15 protein-coding genes and 2 tRNA genes are annotated in these 17,184 nt (G+C 48.2%); 12 read left to right on the forward strand and 5 right to left on the reverse strand.

The genetic code is table 11. The features are described 5' to 3' along the window. Positions 1-1,080 (forward strand): nicotinate-nucleotide--dimethylbenzimidazole phosphoribosyltransferase, encoded by a 1,080-nt coding sequence (gene cobT / locus AACU19_RS12320; RefSeq protein WP_105278952.1) that lies wholly within the window; start codon positions 1-3, stop codon positions 1,078-1,080. A 60-nt stretch (positions 1,081-1,140) separates the two neighbouring features. Continuing rightward, positions 1,141-2,076 carry a L,D-transpeptidase gene (gene ldtA, locus AACU19_RS12325; RefSeq protein WP_123057659.1) on the forward strand — a complete coding sequence of 312 codons (936 nt, stop codon included), beginning with the start codon at positions 1,141-1,143 and terminating at the stop codon, positions 2,074-2,076. Positions 2,077-2,084: 8 nt separating this feature from the next. On the opposite strand, the gene AACU19_RS23730 is transcribed toward ldtA, so the two are convergent. Next, positions 2,085-2,270 (reverse strand): hypothetical protein, encoded by a 186-nt coding sequence (locus tag AACU19_RS23730; protein ID WP_407593654.1) that lies wholly within the window; start codon positions 2,268-2,270, stop codon positions 2,085-2,087. 111 nt (positions 2,271-2,381) lie between these two features. On the opposite strand from AACU19_RS23730, the gene AACU19_RS12330 reads away from it, so the two are divergent. Both AACU19_RS12330 and AACU19_RS12335 read left to right on the forward strand, forming a co-directional pair. Beyond that, positions 2,382-3,374, forward strand: coding sequence for a hypothetical protein (locus AACU19_RS12330; RefSeq protein ID WP_105279007.1), 993 nt, complete (start codon positions 2,382-2,384; stop codon positions 3,372-3,374). Positions 3,375-3,761: 387 nt separating this feature from the next. Further along, the gene (locus tag AACU19_RS12335; RefSeq protein WP_157945117.1) at positions 3,762-7,343 is read left to right on the forward strand and encodes a hypothetical protein; all 3,582 of its coding nucleotides are present in this window, start codon (positions 3,762-3,764) and stop codon (positions 7,341-7,343) included. An 86-nt stretch (positions 7,344-7,429) separates the two neighbouring features. Here AACU19_RS12335 and AACU19_RS12340 read toward each other — a convergent pair whose 3' ends face one another. Further along, positions 7,430-8,638 carry a hypothetical protein gene (locus AACU19_RS12340; RefSeq protein WP_105278954.1) on the reverse strand — a complete coding sequence of 403 codons (1,209 nt, stop codon included), beginning with the start codon at positions 8,636-8,638 and terminating at the stop codon, positions 7,430-7,432. Between the two features lie 187 nt (positions 8,639-8,825). Between AACU19_RS12340 and AACU19_RS12345 the strand changes: the two genes are divergently transcribed. From AACU19_RS12345 to AACU19_RS12370, 6 genes are all read left to right on the forward strand, one after another. Beyond that, complete coding sequence (locus tag AACU19_RS12345) at positions 8,826-9,047, forward strand: hypothetical protein (protein ID WP_157945118.1); 222 nt, start codon at positions 8,826-8,828, stop codon at positions 9,045-9,047. A 109-nt stretch (positions 9,048-9,156) separates the two neighbouring features. Further along, entirely contained in the window at positions 9,157-9,624 is a 468-nt protein-coding gene (locus AACU19_RS12350) for a hypothetical protein (RefSeq protein WP_105278955.1), read from the forward strand. Continuing rightward, on the forward strand, positions 9,621-9,827 hold the full coding sequence (locus AACU19_RS12355) for a helix-turn-helix domain-containing protein (protein ID WP_105278956.1): 207 nt from the start codon (positions 9,621-9,623) through the stop codon (positions 9,825-9,827). The genes AACU19_RS12350 and AACU19_RS12355 overlap by 4 nt, the downstream gene beginning before the upstream one ends. A gap of 347 nt (positions 9,828-10,174) precedes the next feature. Continuing rightward, positions 10,175-10,432, forward strand: a complete 258-nt coding sequence (locus tag AACU19_RS12360) for an AbrB/MazE/SpoVT family DNA-binding domain-containing protein (RefSeq protein WP_105279008.1) — start codon at positions 10,175-10,177, stop codon at positions 10,430-10,432. Then, positions 10,433-10,765, forward strand: a complete 333-nt coding sequence (locus AACU19_RS12365) for a type II toxin-antitoxin system PemK/MazF family toxin (protein ID WP_105278957.1) — start codon at positions 10,433-10,435, stop codon at positions 10,763-10,765. A gap of 828 nt (positions 10,766-11,593) precedes the next feature. Beyond that, a complete protein-coding gene (locus AACU19_RS12370; protein ID WP_105278959.1) occupies positions 11,594-12,481 on the forward strand; it encodes an integrase domain-containing protein in 888 nt (295 codons plus the stop codon). 692 nt (positions 12,482-13,173) lie between these two features. Here the strand turns inward: AACU19_RS12370 and AACU19_RS12375 are convergent. Next, entirely contained in the window at positions 13,174-14,436 is a 1,263-nt protein-coding gene (locus AACU19_RS12375) for a tyrosine-type recombinase/integrase (RefSeq protein ID WP_105278960.1), read from the reverse strand. A gap of 161 nt (positions 14,437-14,597) precedes the next feature. Further along, positions 14,598-14,673, reverse strand: a tRNA-Asn gene (locus AACU19_RS12380). A gap of 325 nt (positions 14,674-14,998) precedes the next feature. On the opposite strand from AACU19_RS12380, the gene nac reads away from it, so the two are divergent. After that, positions 14,999-15,916: a nitrogen assimilation transcriptional regulator NAC gene (nac, locus tag AACU19_RS12385; RefSeq protein WP_001011467.1), complete on the forward strand. Its 918-nt coding sequence runs from the start codon at positions 14,999-15,001 to the stop codon at positions 15,914-15,916. A 101-nt stretch (positions 15,917-16,017) separates the two neighbouring features. Then, positions 16,018-16,968: an HTH-type transcriptional regulator Cbl gene (gene cbl / locus AACU19_RS12390; RefSeq protein ID WP_001011014.1), complete on the forward strand. Its 951-nt coding sequence runs from the start codon at positions 16,018-16,020 to the stop codon at positions 16,966-16,968. 37 nt (positions 16,969-17,005) lie between these two features. Here cbl and AACU19_RS12395 read toward each other — a convergent pair. Beyond that, positions 17,006-17,081 (reverse strand) — tRNA-Asn (locus AACU19_RS12395). Between the last annotated feature and the right edge of the window lie 103 nt (positions 17,082-17,184).

Here is a 17,184-nt window from a genome sequence, read left to right on the forward strand (position 1 = left end):
ATGCAAACACTTGCCAATTTACTGAATACGATCCCTGCCATCGATCCTGCCGCTATGTCGCGTGCACAACGGCATATTGACGGGTTACTCAAACCTGTTGGTAGCCTGGGAAGACTGGAGGCGCTTAGCGTACAACTGGCGGGAATGCCGGGGTTGAATGGCATACCGCATGTGGGCAAAAAAGCGGTACTGGTTATGTGTGCCGATCACGGCGTCTGGGAGGAAGGGGTCGCTATTTCCCCAAAAGAAGTGACAGCCATTCAGGCTGAAAATATGACCCGCGGAACAACCGGCGTGTGTGTGCTGGCAGCACAAGCGGGCGCTAACGTCCACGTAATTGATGTTGGTATTGATACTGCTGAGCCTATCCCCGGGCTTATCAACATGCGTGTCGCACGAGGTAGCGGCAATATTGCTTCAGCTCCGGCAATGAGTCGCCGTCAGGCTGAAACGTTGCTTTTGGACGTCATATGCTATACGCGGGAGCTGGCAAAAAACGGTGTCACGCTGTTTGGTGTAGGTGAACTGGGGATGGCAAACACGACACCGGCAGCTGCGATAGTGAGCACAATCATTGGCCGGGATCCTGAAGAAGTGGTTGGGATTGGCGCAAACCTGCCGACAGATAAACTGGCTAATAAAATTGATGTTGTGCGACGGGCGATTACGTTGAATCAACCAAATCCGCAGGATGGCGTTGATGTCCTGGCAAAAGTGGGTGGATTTGATTTGGTCGGAATGGCTGCCGTGATGTTAGGCGCTGCGTCCTGCGGTTTACCGGTGTTGCTGGATGGATTTCTTTCTTATGCTGCCGCGCTCGCAGCCTGCCAGATGTCTCCTGCAATCAAACCGTATCTCATTCCTTCTCACCTGTCGGCAGAAAAAGGGGCGCGTATAGCGCTGTCGCATTTGGGGCTGGAGCCTTATCTCAATATGGATATGCGTTTAGGTGAGGGAAGTGGCGCAGCTCTGGCGATGCCCATCATCGAAGCTGCCTGTGCGATATACAACAGCATGGGCGAACTTGCTGCCAGTAATATTGTTCTACCGGGGAATACGACTTCTGATTTGAACAGTTAAAACGAAAAGTCTGATAAAAGCTATACTTATCGGATAGTATTCGCGACTTAGGAAAGGGACATGATGCGTCGTGTAAATATTTTTTGCTCATTTGCTCTACTTTTTGCCAGCCATAATAGCCTGGCGGTAACTTATCCATTACCTCCAGAGGGTAGCCGTTTAGTGGGACAGTCGCTTACTGTAACTGTTCCTGATCACAATACCCAGCCGCTGGAGACTTTTGCCGCACAATACGGGCAAGGGTTAAGTAACATGCTGGAAGCGAATCCGGGGGCTGATGTCTTCTTACCGAAGTCTGGCTCGCAACTCACCATTCCGCAGCAACTAATTTTGCCCGCCACTGTTCGTAAAGGGATTGTGATTAACGTCGCTGAAATGCGTCTTTATTACTACCCTCCAGACAGTAATACTGTGGAAGTCTTTCCTATTGGTATCGGCCAGGCTGGGCGAGAAACCCCGCGTAACTGGGTGACTACCGTTGAACGTAAACAAGAAGCACCAACCTGGACACCAACGCCGAACACCCGGCGCGAATATGCGAAACGAGGGGAGAGTTTGCCCGCATTTGTTCCTGCGGGGCCTGATAATCCCATGGGGCTGTACGCGATTTATATTGGCAGGCTATATGCCATCCACGGTACCAATGCCAATTTTGGTATTGGGCTCCGGGTAAGTCAGGGCTGTATTCGTCTGCGCAATGACGATATCAAATATCTGTTTGATAATGTTCCTGTAGGTACTCGTGTACAAATTATTGATCAGCCAGTGAAATACACAACGGAACCGGATGGATCAAAGTGGCTGGAAGTTCATGAGCCGCTGTCGCGCAACCGTGCGGAATATGAGTCAGACCGAAAAGTGCCTTTGCCAGTAACGCCATCTTTGCGGGCGTTTATCAACGGGCAAGAAGTTGATGTGAATCGCGCAAATGCTGCATTGCAGCGCCGATCAGGAATGCCTGTGCAAATTAGTTCTGGTTCAAGACAGATGTTTTAAGAGCGTTGTTAATTAGAAAGCAAAAAGCCTGCTCGAAAGCAGGCTTTTTTGAATTTGGCTCCTCTGACTGGGATCGCCGTAGCCATTAACTGGCTGATTAGTAAGCTAAACCTAAAAGTTGGGGTTGTCAAGACCACCAGAATGACCACCAATTTTTTCTGGTTTTTCCTTTCTGAACGCAAGCCGAGTATTATGGTTTGTACACCACCTCATCTATGCTTTCCTTCAAACCAGATAAAGCGCAAAGAAGGCTGCGAGGTAGATGAGTCAAGGATTGCTACATAACATCAGGAGCCAGATAAATGATGGAAGGTCAATTAATTTTCTGCTCGGACTCAATACTACGCTTTCGCTCTGACTACGATGAAACAACAGCACTTCCGTTGCTATCAATCCAGAAAACTATTTCAGATACAGACCCCTTTTTTCTTCTCAGGTTCTTTCGTCATACCGTGATGATTGAAGAAGGAACAACGCTGGCGAATATCTTTTTTGCCATTGAGCCTTGGAAGGAACTGCTAACCGCTTATTTGGATCGGGATGTTGGGGCCTATATTGGCGAAGTAAGAAAACCATCCAAACCCACTGCATGGGATCTTGAGTGGATTGGCATTGATCGCCGAAGCTCTGTTTACCGCGCATATCAGCATCAGGATATGGGAGACGGTGAGGATTTTACAGCCTGGCTCAATCGTGAGCGGGTCCCTACTGAAGAATTTGATATAGAAAGTAGTTGCGACGCTTCCGGTTTTATCAAAGGTGATAAAGAACGCTGGAGCCTTAGCGAAAATGTCCACGAAATTAAAAATCTGCCAGTGATCCTCTACAACAAGCAAACGCTGATGACCTTGCAGAAGGAGGAACTGCTAAGAGAAAGTGTTTCTGGGGTGAGTAGTACCGACCGTAGTCGTTTTGTTTATGGTGATACCTCTTTTTCCTTCTATGAAGTGATGGAAGCTATTTTCATTAGTGGTTTGTTCTTCCATACTCCAAGTGCTGCTACAAACTGCTTTGAAGGGTTAAAAAACAGTCTTGATGGACCGGAAAATGAAGCGTCGAAAGAGACTGGACCTGATCTTACAGACAGTGGCGAAGAGAAACCGCTAAAAGTGGAAGTCGCCGAGGGAGCCTTTGATTCCCTGATTACTCACATGGAGTCTGAAACTGAAAACTGGCAGCTTATCAAGAAACAATGCCAAAAAGAGGGCTCTTTGCCCGTCAGGATTGGGGTTATTACATCGGCAAAGCCGCCGGAATTGCGTTTGTGTGGAATTATTTTAAAAGCTCATGATGCCTAATTGGTATTTCTTGTCTTCTGGTTCAGGTGGCGGAAGCCATCGACATTCATGGGATACTAATTAATGCATTGTCTGATGGTGACTCAATTTCTTACTGGAAAAGGGTGCTGTAACGGCATAACTCACGTGTGAGCATATTCTTTTAACAATATGGTCTATCCGGGCAGGTGAAATATCATGGAACGCAAAGGGGTGGGTTCATCGGGGGCAGGATCGCATGCCGGACGGGGATTTCGCTATCAGGATGCAGTCGGAGTATGGCTGTCACTCCGTTGTTGGAATCAAGAACTTCACTATGGCTCCGTGATCCCTGAGGGGCGAGATGATTACGAATTACAGGGCTCCAAGGGCTCTGCTCTAGTACAAGTTAAGTCTCGTCGTGATCACATGGGATTATTCCCGATTAGTGAGGTTGCTGGTTTTGTGCGGGCGCTTTGGAATCGGTACGAAGTATCTCCGGATCCTGGCAAAGATCTGAATCTGATCCTTGAGCGCCCTGTTATACAGGGGCCAAAAACAGATTATATCCTCACTGAACATACCGGCTTAGCTGAAGTTCTGCGGGGAGACCCTCGCTGGAAATTACTTGCACCCCGTACTCATATCTGGATAGCTGCTGGACCTGCGGAAAAAGCAATCGAAACTATCAGCCATACACTTTCTTGTGCACCAGTGGCTGCACAAGTTTACTACGGTGAATTGTTAAACCACATTGGTGGTTTGGCTGATGCGAATGGGATGGTTAAGAATGGAATATACGAAGGATTGGCTATATCCGATGTCGAAGCGGTTATTCGTCGAATGGAGCCTATTCTTGATTTAGCGGGCATGGAGATGGCCCTGCGTGAAGGGTACTGCGATGCTATTGATTTTCTGACTACGGTAGACGAGCCTGCATTTTATCAGGGAGTTGATACCCGACCGGCCCATCTTGCTGCGGGCCTTGTCGTGGAAAGACCTGAAGCGCGCAGTGCGGTTTTGACTATGCTGGCTACCCAAAGAGCTGCTCTAATCGTTGGGCAGTCGGGTACCGGTAAATCAGCTCTCATGTGGGAAACAGCCCGCGTCAGCCGACATACAGTACGCTGGTTTGAAATTACGCGAGGTGACAGCTTTGACTCCCATTTGCTTATCCGTTTTGCCCGTTCATTGAGAGCGTCATCTACAGCGCCCGTTGGCTTTATTTTTGATGATGTGGGTAAAGGGAAAGCAGGTCTTTGGGATAGCCTGTTGTGTGAGGCAAGAGCCGGAAGCGGTATTCTTCTGCTCGGTTCAATCAGAGAAGAAGACGTTTTTGTGCTGACTACCCGGTCTCTCGCCGGAGAGATCCGCCCAACCGTGGAGGACGTTGTCGCCGAACGGATTTGGCAACAACTTTCTCATCAGGGACAAACCACATGGGCTGGCTGGCGAGAGCCATGGGCGCAAAGCAATGGGCTTTTGCTTGAGTACACGCATATCCTCGCCCGTGGTGAACGGCTTGAAATAGTTCTTGGAGAACAGATAGATTGTCGCCTTCGGGAGGCAAGGGATGCCGAACTGGCTATTCTTCGCATTACCGCACTGGTGGGTGCTGCGGGGGCGATGGTTGATATTGACCGGTTATCTGAAGTTTTAGACCTCTCTCAGAGCGATCTTTCCCGAGCGCTACGGCGGCTCATTGATGAACATCTCATTTCCGAATCCCGAAATGGGCAGTTGGGAGGGCTGCATCAGCTACGCTCTGCGGCTATTTCCAGTCTCTGCCATAAGTATCCGCCGCCAACACTGTTGCATACCATCGCAGAAGCAGTATTTGCTGTTCACAACATGAATCTGGATATGCTTGTGGCTTATATCATCATCCATTATCCGGAAGCGAAAGCTGCTTTGATTAAGGCGGTTGCGACCCGAATCGAGCGTGAGTGCGATTCTGCTGCGTTAGTGACAGTGCTGTCAGGACTAGGACAGGCGCATATTGAGATGACGCTACGGGACTGGATCCCGGAGGTGAAAGCTTTGGGGGTAGAACCGACACTTATTACAGGTGTTGTTATGTTCGCCGTCGCTGATACAGATCTTTCTTCTGATATTTTTCCTGAACGGATGAAAAACTCAGCGCACATATTGCAAACCCGATCAACATCGGATCCCAGATTGGCTTTATTAACTCTACTTTCACCAACGATAATTGAGCGGATAATTTCTACCGCGACGATATCAAATTTTCGGGGGATTCTGGGGGGACTGTTGGGAATAGAGGTCCCGGCGAATATTCGACAGATGATGGCTGATGCAAGACCCTGCTTTGATGCGTTGGACCTTATGGCTATAGCAGACTTGCTGAGTGTGGCCCGACTTGTCGATCCCGCAATTTCGATGGCATGGGCATGTAGCAATATTCCAGAACGTTTAATTGCGTGTATTCCACTTGAGATCCCCTGGGCTGGACCAGTCAGTGTTGAAGCGGTGCCAGAAGGCCGGCTGCTGCGTAGCTCGATCTTCCATGTTGCCCATTCTGTCCAGACAGACGTTCATGAAGACGTTATACAACTTTGCACACTCCTGCTTGGGTTGGATCCAACAGCCGCTGTGGTTGCTGTAGATGCTGTTGCTGCGGGTGGCTTTCTCTCAGGTACTCCGGATTATCCCCTTGCCTCTAAGCGAATTCCAAGAGAAAACCTGCCGCCATCAGCATTACCCGAATGGAATAAACGGTGGATAGCGACCGCTGCCGGGCTGGTGGGAACAGAAAGCTATACGGACTATTTACAGCGGGCACTCGTACTGTTAAATAAACTCGTTCCGTTAGTCGAGAAGATTCTGGATGGAACCTTACGGTGCAAGGCTCCTTCATCTAAAGTTCTGGAACAACTGGGGGCCATACATGAGGCTTCGCGGGAACTTACCCCACCAAAAGGAGGGGAGTTTATTGGTATAAATATAGAGCTGCATGCCACTCCTGTTCAGAACATATTATTCTATTGTTCGACAGATATGATCCGGCGATTTATATCTTTACCTGAAGGATATGGTGCATACATTGCATGGCTGAAAGATCTGCTGAAAGACATAGAGAAGGGCAAAGATTATCCTTGGGATCTTGTGGGTGGTTATCCGGAAAAACCCTTCACGCGATTAAAGGAGTTGATCACGTCACTGCGTCTTCTGTCAGCAGAAGCGGGGACCCAAGGAATAAAACCGACACAGCTATGGTTAACTGAGGCTAAAACGGCTGTGCGCGGAGGGGCATTGAGCAGCGCCGTCAGAGTGGTAATGCGTCAGTTCAATAAGTTAGCCTCTGGCTACCTGACAGAAGTAGAAGACAGACTGAAAAATAGAGGAATTGAAACAGAACTCCATGCTCGCCCTGACTGGGAGGAACTTTTGCCGTGGCCAACATCAGAAATTCTGGCGATCGCTGATCTTGAGTATCCTGAAGACTGGCCGAACTGGCTTGAGGAAAATGGAGCACATATTCAGACTGTAATTGGTGAACATCGTCGTCTATGGATAATCCCTCGTATTGCAGGGATTGTGGTATCTCGCCTTACCGTCAGTGCGATATTTAGTTTTTTTGCATCCCCGTATGCAGTTGATGACTGGCTTGATGAATTAAATTTGCATCGGCTTAACGATACACTGACTCAGGCTGCGCAACCTGCCTTGGTGCTTATCAGTGAGCTTGACGGATTACGCTGTTTTAACCTTGGAACAGAAAATCGCCCTCATCTGGAGCAGTCTGTACGTAAAGAGGATGAAAAAGCCCTGATTACCGCCCTGACGGAATTTGAACAAATAGCAGAAGGTACGCCGGTTCAAATGTTACTCCGACAATTAAATGAAGAGTGCATAGCAGGACGAGCGGCTATAGCTGAGGGGGAGATTGCCCTATTATATGGTCAACTGACGGCAGGAGGCGAGGCTTTAATGGTACTTCAATTTACTTTACTGACTCAGGATCTGGTGACTGCCTTAACACAAGCGTAGATGTCGACGCCTTTAGTATTGTTTAATTTTCCTTTAAAACGGAAGTCAGAGTAGATTTTTCTGACTTCCATTTTTGCGACGGTATTTTACTTTTTGATCAGGCCTGCCGCGTCAAAAAGGGTGTCCCATAGTCGAACATCGGGATCGTCTAAAACAACACAAGTTTTAGTCATTTTCTTCAAATAATTAATCTTCGTTTCATCATTAGTGGGTATAAATGTTGAGAAGTCATTCTGATAAGCAGAATCTCTCAAATTAATAATATACAAAGGGCAGATAAGATTAGTTGAACCCGGAGAAAAAAGATTAGCTCCCTTAATATAAAAATCCTCTCCAATATCTGATGGTGTTTGCGTGTTCCATATACTGGCAGGGAACATTGCAGGTTTATAATTTTCACCACTCACTTTGAAATAATGTGGTTTTTTATCGATTAAACCAATACTGTTTAGCGATGAATAGACAAAAATAGTAGATATGCTAGGAAAGATAAATATTATTGAAAAGACAGAAAATATAACCGTAAAGGCACAATTTTTGATGTTTTTAGATACGCTTTCATCTAACTTACTAATGCGCTGTTTTTCTATGTCGCGATAAAATACTATAGCTGGTAAAAAGGTGAAAAAAGCAAATATAATCATAAATAACAATGCAAATAGAATCGATGCTGTGTCCTCTCCTTTGCTGGCTTTCAATAACAGACTGACAGGTATTGAAATAGATAACACAGAGATGAAAAGTATGAAGATATTGAAAGCGGTATAAGCGATTTCGTTTAAAAAAGCCCTGAGTTTTGAATTTTTATTGCTGAAATCATAATTTATGATAGTACTTATGCAGCATATTATTGCTATAATAATAAAAATTATTAATATGATATGTTCCGTAGATAATTTATATCCATTAAGCCATCTGTCGACAAAACCTGTATATGGTAGAAAAACCAGGCATAAAAATGCCATCGATAATAGCAAGCTGATAACTGGCATTGATGAAGTCAGGGGCGTGATATCGGATTTATTATTATTGATTCTAAACAATATTAATATGTAACTTGGTAAAATTAATGTTATAGCAATAAAAACAGAAAGGAATAGCGCAGAAAATAATAATGAGATAAGGCCAGCGTCTAAGGATAGAGCATCAATGAATAAATCCATTCTGCCTATATTATTCAGATATGCCCATATAATGACTCCTGATACTATAGTCATATAGGGGATGAGTTTCATAATGATTTTACTTAATGGTGATAGCAATAATTTTATTTCTTCTAAATTACTATTTGACATCGTGGTTTCCTTCAAATTCTTTTAAGTTGAATGTTACTGATAATATAAAATGGTCTGGTTGGCAACTGTCATGGTGTATAAAATCGTAGAGCCGTATTATATTAATAATATCTGAACGTCCGCTATGTAGTATGTCGTGGCATCAGGTATTGTACAATGCAACGATTACGCGCTATGTAACTCCTGAATGGCAAATAATTTTATACAGGCATTGTTTTTTGCGATCGACTCTCCACAACCTCGCTTGCTGTTAATCACCAATCGCAGTATCCTTACCCCGCACCTGCAAAATCAGGTGCCGGGATTGGAACCCCGAGAAATGTTACAGGCGACATATGACGCGCCCGCGTCTTTTTTATGTCGTGCGCTCGGCTATACCTCAATGGTGGGCTGGGCGGGGGCACCGTAAGGTGCGCCGGTTGCCTGTAACGCCGGTAGTTCCAACCCCGTTCAGTCCACCACCATGAGATTGGAACCTCTGGTGGTGGGTTTTAAACCCGTTACAGGAGGCTGCCTTTATGGCTACGATCCCCACTCAGACACACCCGTTACTTGCTGTTCCCTTCAATGCTGCCACAGATTTTACCGTACTGGCAGACCACTGTGAAAACTTCGCCGAAACTCTGATCGAAAGCGACGATCCGGTGCTGCGGCTGGCGCTTTGCGGGCGGCTTGCCGCCTGTCTGACTCTGCTGCAACCCACGCTGAACGACCCCATCCCGCCCCATCTGACTAACAGCCTGACCGTTGATGCTCTACCTGCCGATATGCCCCGATTTGTCCCCGATGCTGAATTACTTTGTGACTACTCACTGACGCTGGCGCAACTTCTTATCGGGCAGGGGATGCAGCCAAAAATGGAGCAGACGATAACTGGCTTATTATGTGAACTGGTCTGGTATTTTGCCGCCGAAATGAAGGCTCCGCGCTGGTTGCGTACTGCCGAAGGCGTGAAGTTTATTGACGGTGTGGAGGCCAAAGCATGATGCAGTCTGACTGGCATCCTGCCGACATTATCGCCGGGCTGAAAAAACGTGGCACTTCGCTGTCAGCACTTTCGCGTCAGGCTGGGCTTGCCTCCTCCACGCTGGCTAATGCGCTTTCCCGCCGCTGGCCCAAAGGTGAAAGATTGATTGCCGAAGCGTTAGATGTTGCGCCTGAAAAAATCTGGCCTTCACGCTATCGCTGATGTTCCTCCGGCGCAGACTCGATACGGAAGCTGCGCCGCATTTCGTTTATCTGATTTGTCATAATCCTTTGAACCGCAAAAACAGTTTTCTATTATCGGCCTTCTTACCACGAACTAAGCTCCCGCCTGCACAAAATGCTTCATGACCTGGAAGAAGCGCCTGATGTATCAGGATGGTCGCCGTTTTACCGGTAATGCAGCCTTTGAAAACTGCCGGATCTGTCTTAGGACGGATTAAGGCCTCCTTTACGCTTAGCCACACTAAGGAAACCATAATGAATCTGACTAAAAATTGCGCTCCGCCAGCCATTGATGTTATATTAAAATATAATATCCGGAGGTGCTCTATGTATACCACTCGCCTGAAAAAGGTTGGCGGATCCGTCATGCTGGCGGTTCCTCCCGCCGTGTTGAAAACGCTGGCTCTGTCGACAGACAGCGAAGTGGGAATGACCATTGATAATGGCTGCCTGATTATTGAACCCCAGAAACGGCCTCGTTATTCGCTTGAGGAACTGCTGGCACAGTGCGATCCGCACGCCGAAATGAGCGACGAGGATCGGGAATGGATTGATGCGCCTGCGGTGGGCAAGGAGATCCTGTAAATGGACAGAGGGGAAATCTGGCTCGTCTCACTGGATCCTACAGCCGGACATGAACAAAGCGGAAAACGTCCGGTACTTATCGTTTCTCCGGCATCATTTAATAAGTTCACCCGGCTACCCATTGTTGTTCCCGTCACCAGCGGCGGAAACTTTGCCCGCGCAGCTGGTTTTACCGTCTCTCTGGACGGGGTGGGAACCAAAACAACGGGCGTTATTCGCTGCGACCAGCCCAGAACGATTGATATGGGTGCCCGGAATGGTAAGCGTCTGGAACGTATACCTGACACTGTAGTGAATGAAGTTCTGGCCCGACTGGAAGCCATTCTGAGCTGATATTTTTTATGTAACCTGAACGAGGGCGCTGTCACATATGGCGCTCTCTTTTTTATATCGACAATTGATTGAAAACCCTTTTGCAGATAAAAACAGTTTCTTCTTCCCGCGCAGTCGCCCCTGAATTAAACTCTCTCCTGCACAGAAAGCTTCATGGCCTGAAAGAAGCGCCTGAGGAACTCAGGATGGCAGCCCCTACCGGTGAATACCTCCGCAAACGCCGGCTCGCAGTTGACTGCGACAGAGGTCAAATTTCACGCTTATCCTTTTAACTGCACCAGCCTGCTGGTGAATGTTCTTTCACGCCGAAGTAATCCGGCCAGTCTGTATCTGCTGACAATCAGCGCTCTTTACCCTACGGGCTGCGGCCTGCATTTGCCGACAGGCATTTGCTGACAGGCATTTGCTGACGCGTGACCGTAAACCTGCGCCAGAATCGTAATCTTAAGCACTGCGCCAGCCCAGTGCGTCACTTTAGCCGCGAAGAGCGGGAAAGTGACGCACGCAAGCCCTTTCGACCAGCACCAGACAACTCAACTGCGCCAGCTCACGGCTGGAGTCTGACACCGCCTTTTCAGGCCATTTACCCATAAGGAGAACATGAACCGATACCGAGGCGGATCCGGACGATCCGGGGGATGACCCGCGCAAGCGGGCGGCTGCTCTGAGAGCACAACCGAAGCCCCACCACACCTCAACGGCTGCCGCCCCGGCGCTCAGGTATCGTTCGCAGCCCCGACAAAACTCAGGGGCTATCGGCCTGTGCGCCGGGGAAAGTTGTATCAATTTTGGGTTATGGAGTTGAGGCAATCATGAAAAGGGGAAAATATGGGGATTCTGGCGCAGGAGATGATGAGTCTGGCGAAACAGGCGGGCGGCAGCCATAAGACCGTTCACGATCGTATCGTGCTGGCGCAACGTTTTTGTGAACGTCTGGTGATGGCGCAGAATGTGCAGATCCGCCGGGTGGAACACCTGAAGGCGCGGCATATTGAAGGCTATGTCCGCGAGCGACTGGCGCAGGGCATCACAAAGCGTTCCCTGCAAAACGAGATGGCGGCGGTGCGCTGCATCCTGAAACAGGCCGGGCGTGACAGGCTGGCGCAGAGTGAGCGACTGAATAACCGTTCTCTTGGTCTGTCTGGCGCATCCCGCAACGGTACGAAGCTGGCGATCACGCCGGAGCACTATCGTGACGTGCTGGAGACGGCACGCGCAAAAGATCCGGGACTGGCGGCAGCGCTGGAACTCTCACGGCTGATAGGATTACGTTCGCAGGAGGCGGTGCAAAGTGCGCAGTCATTAAGAACGTGGAAGCAATCGCTGGAGCGGGGTGAGCCCCGTTTAACCGTGGTGTTCGGCACCAAAGGCGGGCGTCCGCGAGAAACCGTTATTCTGGATGCAGTCGCTGTCAGAAAAGCGCTGGATAATGCGTTGGTTGTGGCAGAAGATCGCCACGGCAGGCTGATAGATAAACCCGACCTGAAAAGCGCGATGAAATACTGGCAGAGCCAGGCGTCACGTCTCGGGTTAACGGGCACATATTCCCCGCACTCGTTACGCTATGCGTGGGCGCAGGATGCCATTCGTCATTATCTGACGCAGGGATTTTGTGAGAAGGAAGCGCTGGCAATGACGGCGATGGATTTGGGCCACGGCGACGGGCGCGGACGGTATGTGGCGCAGGTTTACGGGCGAAAGGGGGATGCTGATTGATAGCTTCAGACTTGCAATATGATGTTATTCATCGTTTTCCGTACAAAATTATTTGCCTCAAATAATTTTGAGTGATTTCCTATTAATCCCTGGTTATTCATCGTTATTCACCGAAAAAATTTCTACGTAGAAATTTTTTGTTCGATTTCCTCTCAATAAAAATGCTTCTGAACGGTATGGCCTATTAACAGGCCTCTGGTGCAGTATTACGGTATTTTACTGATGATTGCGCCAGCAAAAGGAAAAGGCCAAATAATGGTAAAGGGCGACTAAGGGTAACAGCGCCAGACCGGAAAGGGCCAAAAGGCTAAAAGGCCTTAACACTGGCGCAGTTTGATGTTTATCCAATAATATCTGGCGCAGTCCTGACATAGACAGGTGACAGCGGACTGGGGCAGTAAATGGTGACATTGAACTGGTGCGGATACGATGTATTGGGAAATCAGTTTCTGGTGCAGATTGTCTGGCAGCTATCGCCTGAAATTATTCACTGTGAATAATTTTCGTTATTTGCCTATTGATTCATAATGTATTGATAGGTTTTCGTGCAAAATTATTCGACGTCGAATAATTTTGTACGCTTTCCGATTAATAACCCAAAAATTGAAGATAAATCCTTTCAATGCAAAAAGCAGATCCGTATTCAATCAGGATCTGCTTTTTCATTTTTAACAAATCATACTGCTACTGGCTCAGGCCGCCTTATGCCGTCGCGCATAAATATACGGCACAACGTATCCCTCGCGGCTCACGTCCAGATAATCCGACCACCACTGCATCATGGCTGTACGGGCGTCGAGATGTTCAGCCCGGTGGATATACGCTGCCCGCACGCTGTTGCGCTCCTGATGGCTCATCTGCCGCTCCACGGCATCCCGCGACCAGAGTTCAGATTCAACCAGTGCGCTACAGGCCATTGCCCGGAAGCCATGCCCGCAGACATCGGTTTTGGTATCATAGCCCATAAGACGCAGCGCCCGGTTGACGGTGTTTTCGCTCATCGGCTTATACGGGTTATGGTCACCGGGGAACACCAGTTCCAGATGGCCGGAAATTTCCTGTATCTGCTTCAGAATGGCAATGGCCTGTCGGGAAAGTGGCACAATATGTGGAGTTCGCATTTTTGCGCCACGACCGGAGAAACGGACTTTCTCAATTATTTCCCGTGTGGCGGGGATGGTCCAGATTTTGTTTCTGAAATCTATCTCACCCCAGCGGGCAAAGCGCAGCTCGCTGGAACGGATAAACAGGTGGAGAGTCAACACCACCGCCAGCCTCGTAAGCTGCCGTCCCTGCTGATAGTCGCCAATGCGCTCAAACAATTCGGGCAACTGCTTCAGTGGCAGGGCGGGATAGTGATTCTTAACCGGTGGTGCGGTGACACCTTCCAGATGTTGCGCCGGATTGTTTTCGGTGAATCCCTGCTGTACGGCGTAACGCATGATGTTGCAGAGTTGCTGCCGGGAACGGGACGCGACTTCCAGAAAGCCTTTATCCTCAATAACCCGCAGTAACGCAGTGAAATGCTGCGTTTTCAGCGTGGTAACGGGCAGATGACCAATAGCCGGAAATATATGGTTATTCATGCTGGCGAGAATGCGCTCTGCATAATCAGGCGACCACTTTTTGTTGGTTTTGTGCCATGCAAGCGCCACGGTTTTAAAACACTTTTCCGGTGAAGCTGCGGCTTTTTCATCCATGCGCTGTTGGGCCGGGTTGATATTCTGCGCCAGTAGCTTGCGGATAGCATCGCGCTGTTGCCGGGCTTCTGCGAGAGAAATCAGCGGATATGCGCCGAGACTGACGCGGGATTCTTTACCACTGAAGCGATACTTGAGATACCAGATACGTGAACCGCCGGGATTGACCAGCAAATACAGACCGTGTGAATCAGACAGTTTGACGGGTTTGGAAGAGGGGTTTAAGTTACGGATTTTTGAATCGTGTAGAGACATTTGGGGGGCACTCCAGAATCGAACCAACCTGACCCCAAATCTGACCACCAAATTAACCGGATGCGGAGGGAAAACTGAATACGCATCTGGAAAGATTTTTACGCTAACGTATTGAATCAATATCAAATAAAGACTAATAAAGTAGCGTAAGAATCGAAATTTGGCTCCTCTGACTGGACTCGAACCAGTGACATACGGATTAACAGTCCGCCGTTCTACCGACTGAACTACAGAGGAATCGTGTGAACGGGGCGCATATTAATGGCAGTGCATGGTGATGTCAAAGGGTGAAATGCATTTTTTTGTTTGTTTGCTGCCAACTTCGACAAAATGGTGAGCTTTCAATCTTTTTGGTAATGAACCATCGTGGTGCATACCCTCCTTTTATAGGGCAGGGGAACGCGACAGCTGATTAAAGGAGCCAATGACGAATCTATCATAATCTCTTATTTGACAGTTGCTTAGCTTGTACATCAACGCCAAAATAAAACTGGCAAGCATCTTGCACTCTGGTTGTAAGTAATAGCGGCACTTGGGCCGATTCTTATAAACCGGAGGCAACATGAACTTCAGACGCCTGAAATACTTCGTAAAAATTGTAGATATTGGTAGCCTGACCCAGGCTGCTGAAGTGTTGCATATCGCGCAACCCGCGCTCAGCCAGCAGGTTGCCACGCTGGAAGGTGAGTTGAATCAACAACTTTTGATTCGCACAAAACGGGGCGTTACGCCAACAGACGCCGGAAAAATTCTCTATACCCATGCGCGGGCCATTTTACGCCAGTGTGAACAGGCCCAACTGGCGGTGCATAATGTTGGTCAGGCATTATCGGGGCAAGTCTCGATTGGCTTTGCACCAGGAACAGCGGCCTCATCTATCACCATGCCTTTATTGCAGGCGGTTCGCGCTGAATTCCCGGAAATTGTTATTTATCTCCATGAAAATAGCGGTGCTGTGCTCAACGAAAAACTGATAAGCCACCAACTCGATATGGCAGTGATTTATGAGCATTCTCCTGTGGCTGGTGTTTCCAGTCAGGCTTTGCTGAAAGAAGATCTTTTCCTGGTAGGAACGCAAGATTGTCCGGGGCAAAGCGTTGATGTTAATGCTATAGCACAAATGAACCTCTTTCTCCCCAGCGATTACAGTGCCGTTAGACTTCGTGTTGATGAGGCTTTTTCCCTACGGCGGCTTACAGCAAAAGTTATTGGGGAAATTGAGTCTATTGCCACGCTTACCGCAGCAATTGCCAGCGGCATGGGCGTTGCGGTATTACCCGAATCGGCCGCGCGTTCGTTATGTGGCGCAGTAAACGGATGGATGTCACGCATTACCACACCTTCAATGAGTCTCTCTTTGTCATTAAATTTACCCGCCAGAGCGAACTTATCACCACAGGCGCAAGCAGTGAAAGAGTTGTTAATGTCAGTGATGAGTTCTCCAGTGATGGAAAAAAGGCAGTGGCAATTGGTGAGCTAAGCGTTATATCGGGATGGAATAAGATGCGGGTTTTTATTATTTGTTATGCCGGGCATTAGACTTTAACAATAACGTGATATCTGAACTGCCCGGAGTTTACCGTGAATTTCCAACAACTAAAGATAATCCGCGAGGCTGCACGTCAGGATTACAACCTGACAGAGGTTGCGAATATGCTTTTTACCTCACAGTCAGGCGTCAGCCGTCACATTCGGGAACTGGAGGATGAACTTGGCATCGAAATATTTGTTCGACGAGGTAAGCGACTGCTGGGCATGACTGAACCGGGCAAAGCATTACTGGTCATTGCAGAACGTATTCTGAATGAAGCCAGTAATGTTCGTCGTCTTGCAGACCTGTTTACCAACGATACGTCTGGCGTTCTCACTATTGCAACGACGCATACTCAGGCACGTTATAGCTTGCCTGAGGTCATTAAAGCCTTTCGCGAACTTTTCCCGGAGGTTCGGCTGGAGCTAATCCAGGGTACACCACAGGAAATTGCGACGTTGTTGCAAAATGGCGAAGCTGATATTGGTATCGCCAGCGAGCGTTTAAGTAATGACCCGCAGCTCGTCGCCTTCCCGTGGTTTCGTTGGCACCATAGTTTGCTTGTTCCACTCGATCATCCCTTGACGCAAATTATACCGTTGACGCTGGAATCAATAGCGAAGTGGCCGTTAATCACTTACCGACAGGGGATTACGGGGCGCTCACGTATTGATGACGCATTTGTCCGCAAAGGTTTGCTGGCAGATATTGTATTAAGTGCGCAGGATTCTGATGTCATTAAAACCTATGTTGCACTCGGGCTGGGGATTGGATTAGTTGCCGAACAATCCAGCGGTGAACAAGAGGAAAAGAATTTAATCCGTCTGGATACGCGGCATCTTTTCGATGCTAATACTGTCTGGTTGGGACTCAAGCGAGGACAACTTCAGCGTAACTATGTCTGGCGCTTTCTGGAACTTTGTAATGCAGGACTGTCAGTTGAGGATATCAAGCGCCAGGTGATGGAGAACAGTGAAGAGGAAATTGATTATCAGATATAGCAAAAAGCCCGCTATAAAAGCGGGCTTTTCAGAAATTTGGCTCCTCTGACTGGACTCGAACCAGTGACATACGGATTAACAGTCCGCCGTTCTACCGACTGAACTACAGAGGAATCGCTGTTGAGGCACATCTTAACGGCGAAAAATTTTTTGTCAAACCCGATTTTTAAATTCCTCAACTGTTTGCCGTTTCTATCAACAGTTTGTTGCATTTGC

Origin of the sequence: Escherichia sp. MOD1-EC4550, assembly GCF_963876935.1 — a bacterium.
Taxonomy (GTDB): Bacteria; Pseudomonadota; Gammaproteobacteria; order Enterobacterales; family Enterobacteriaceae; genus Escherichia; species Escherichia coli_F.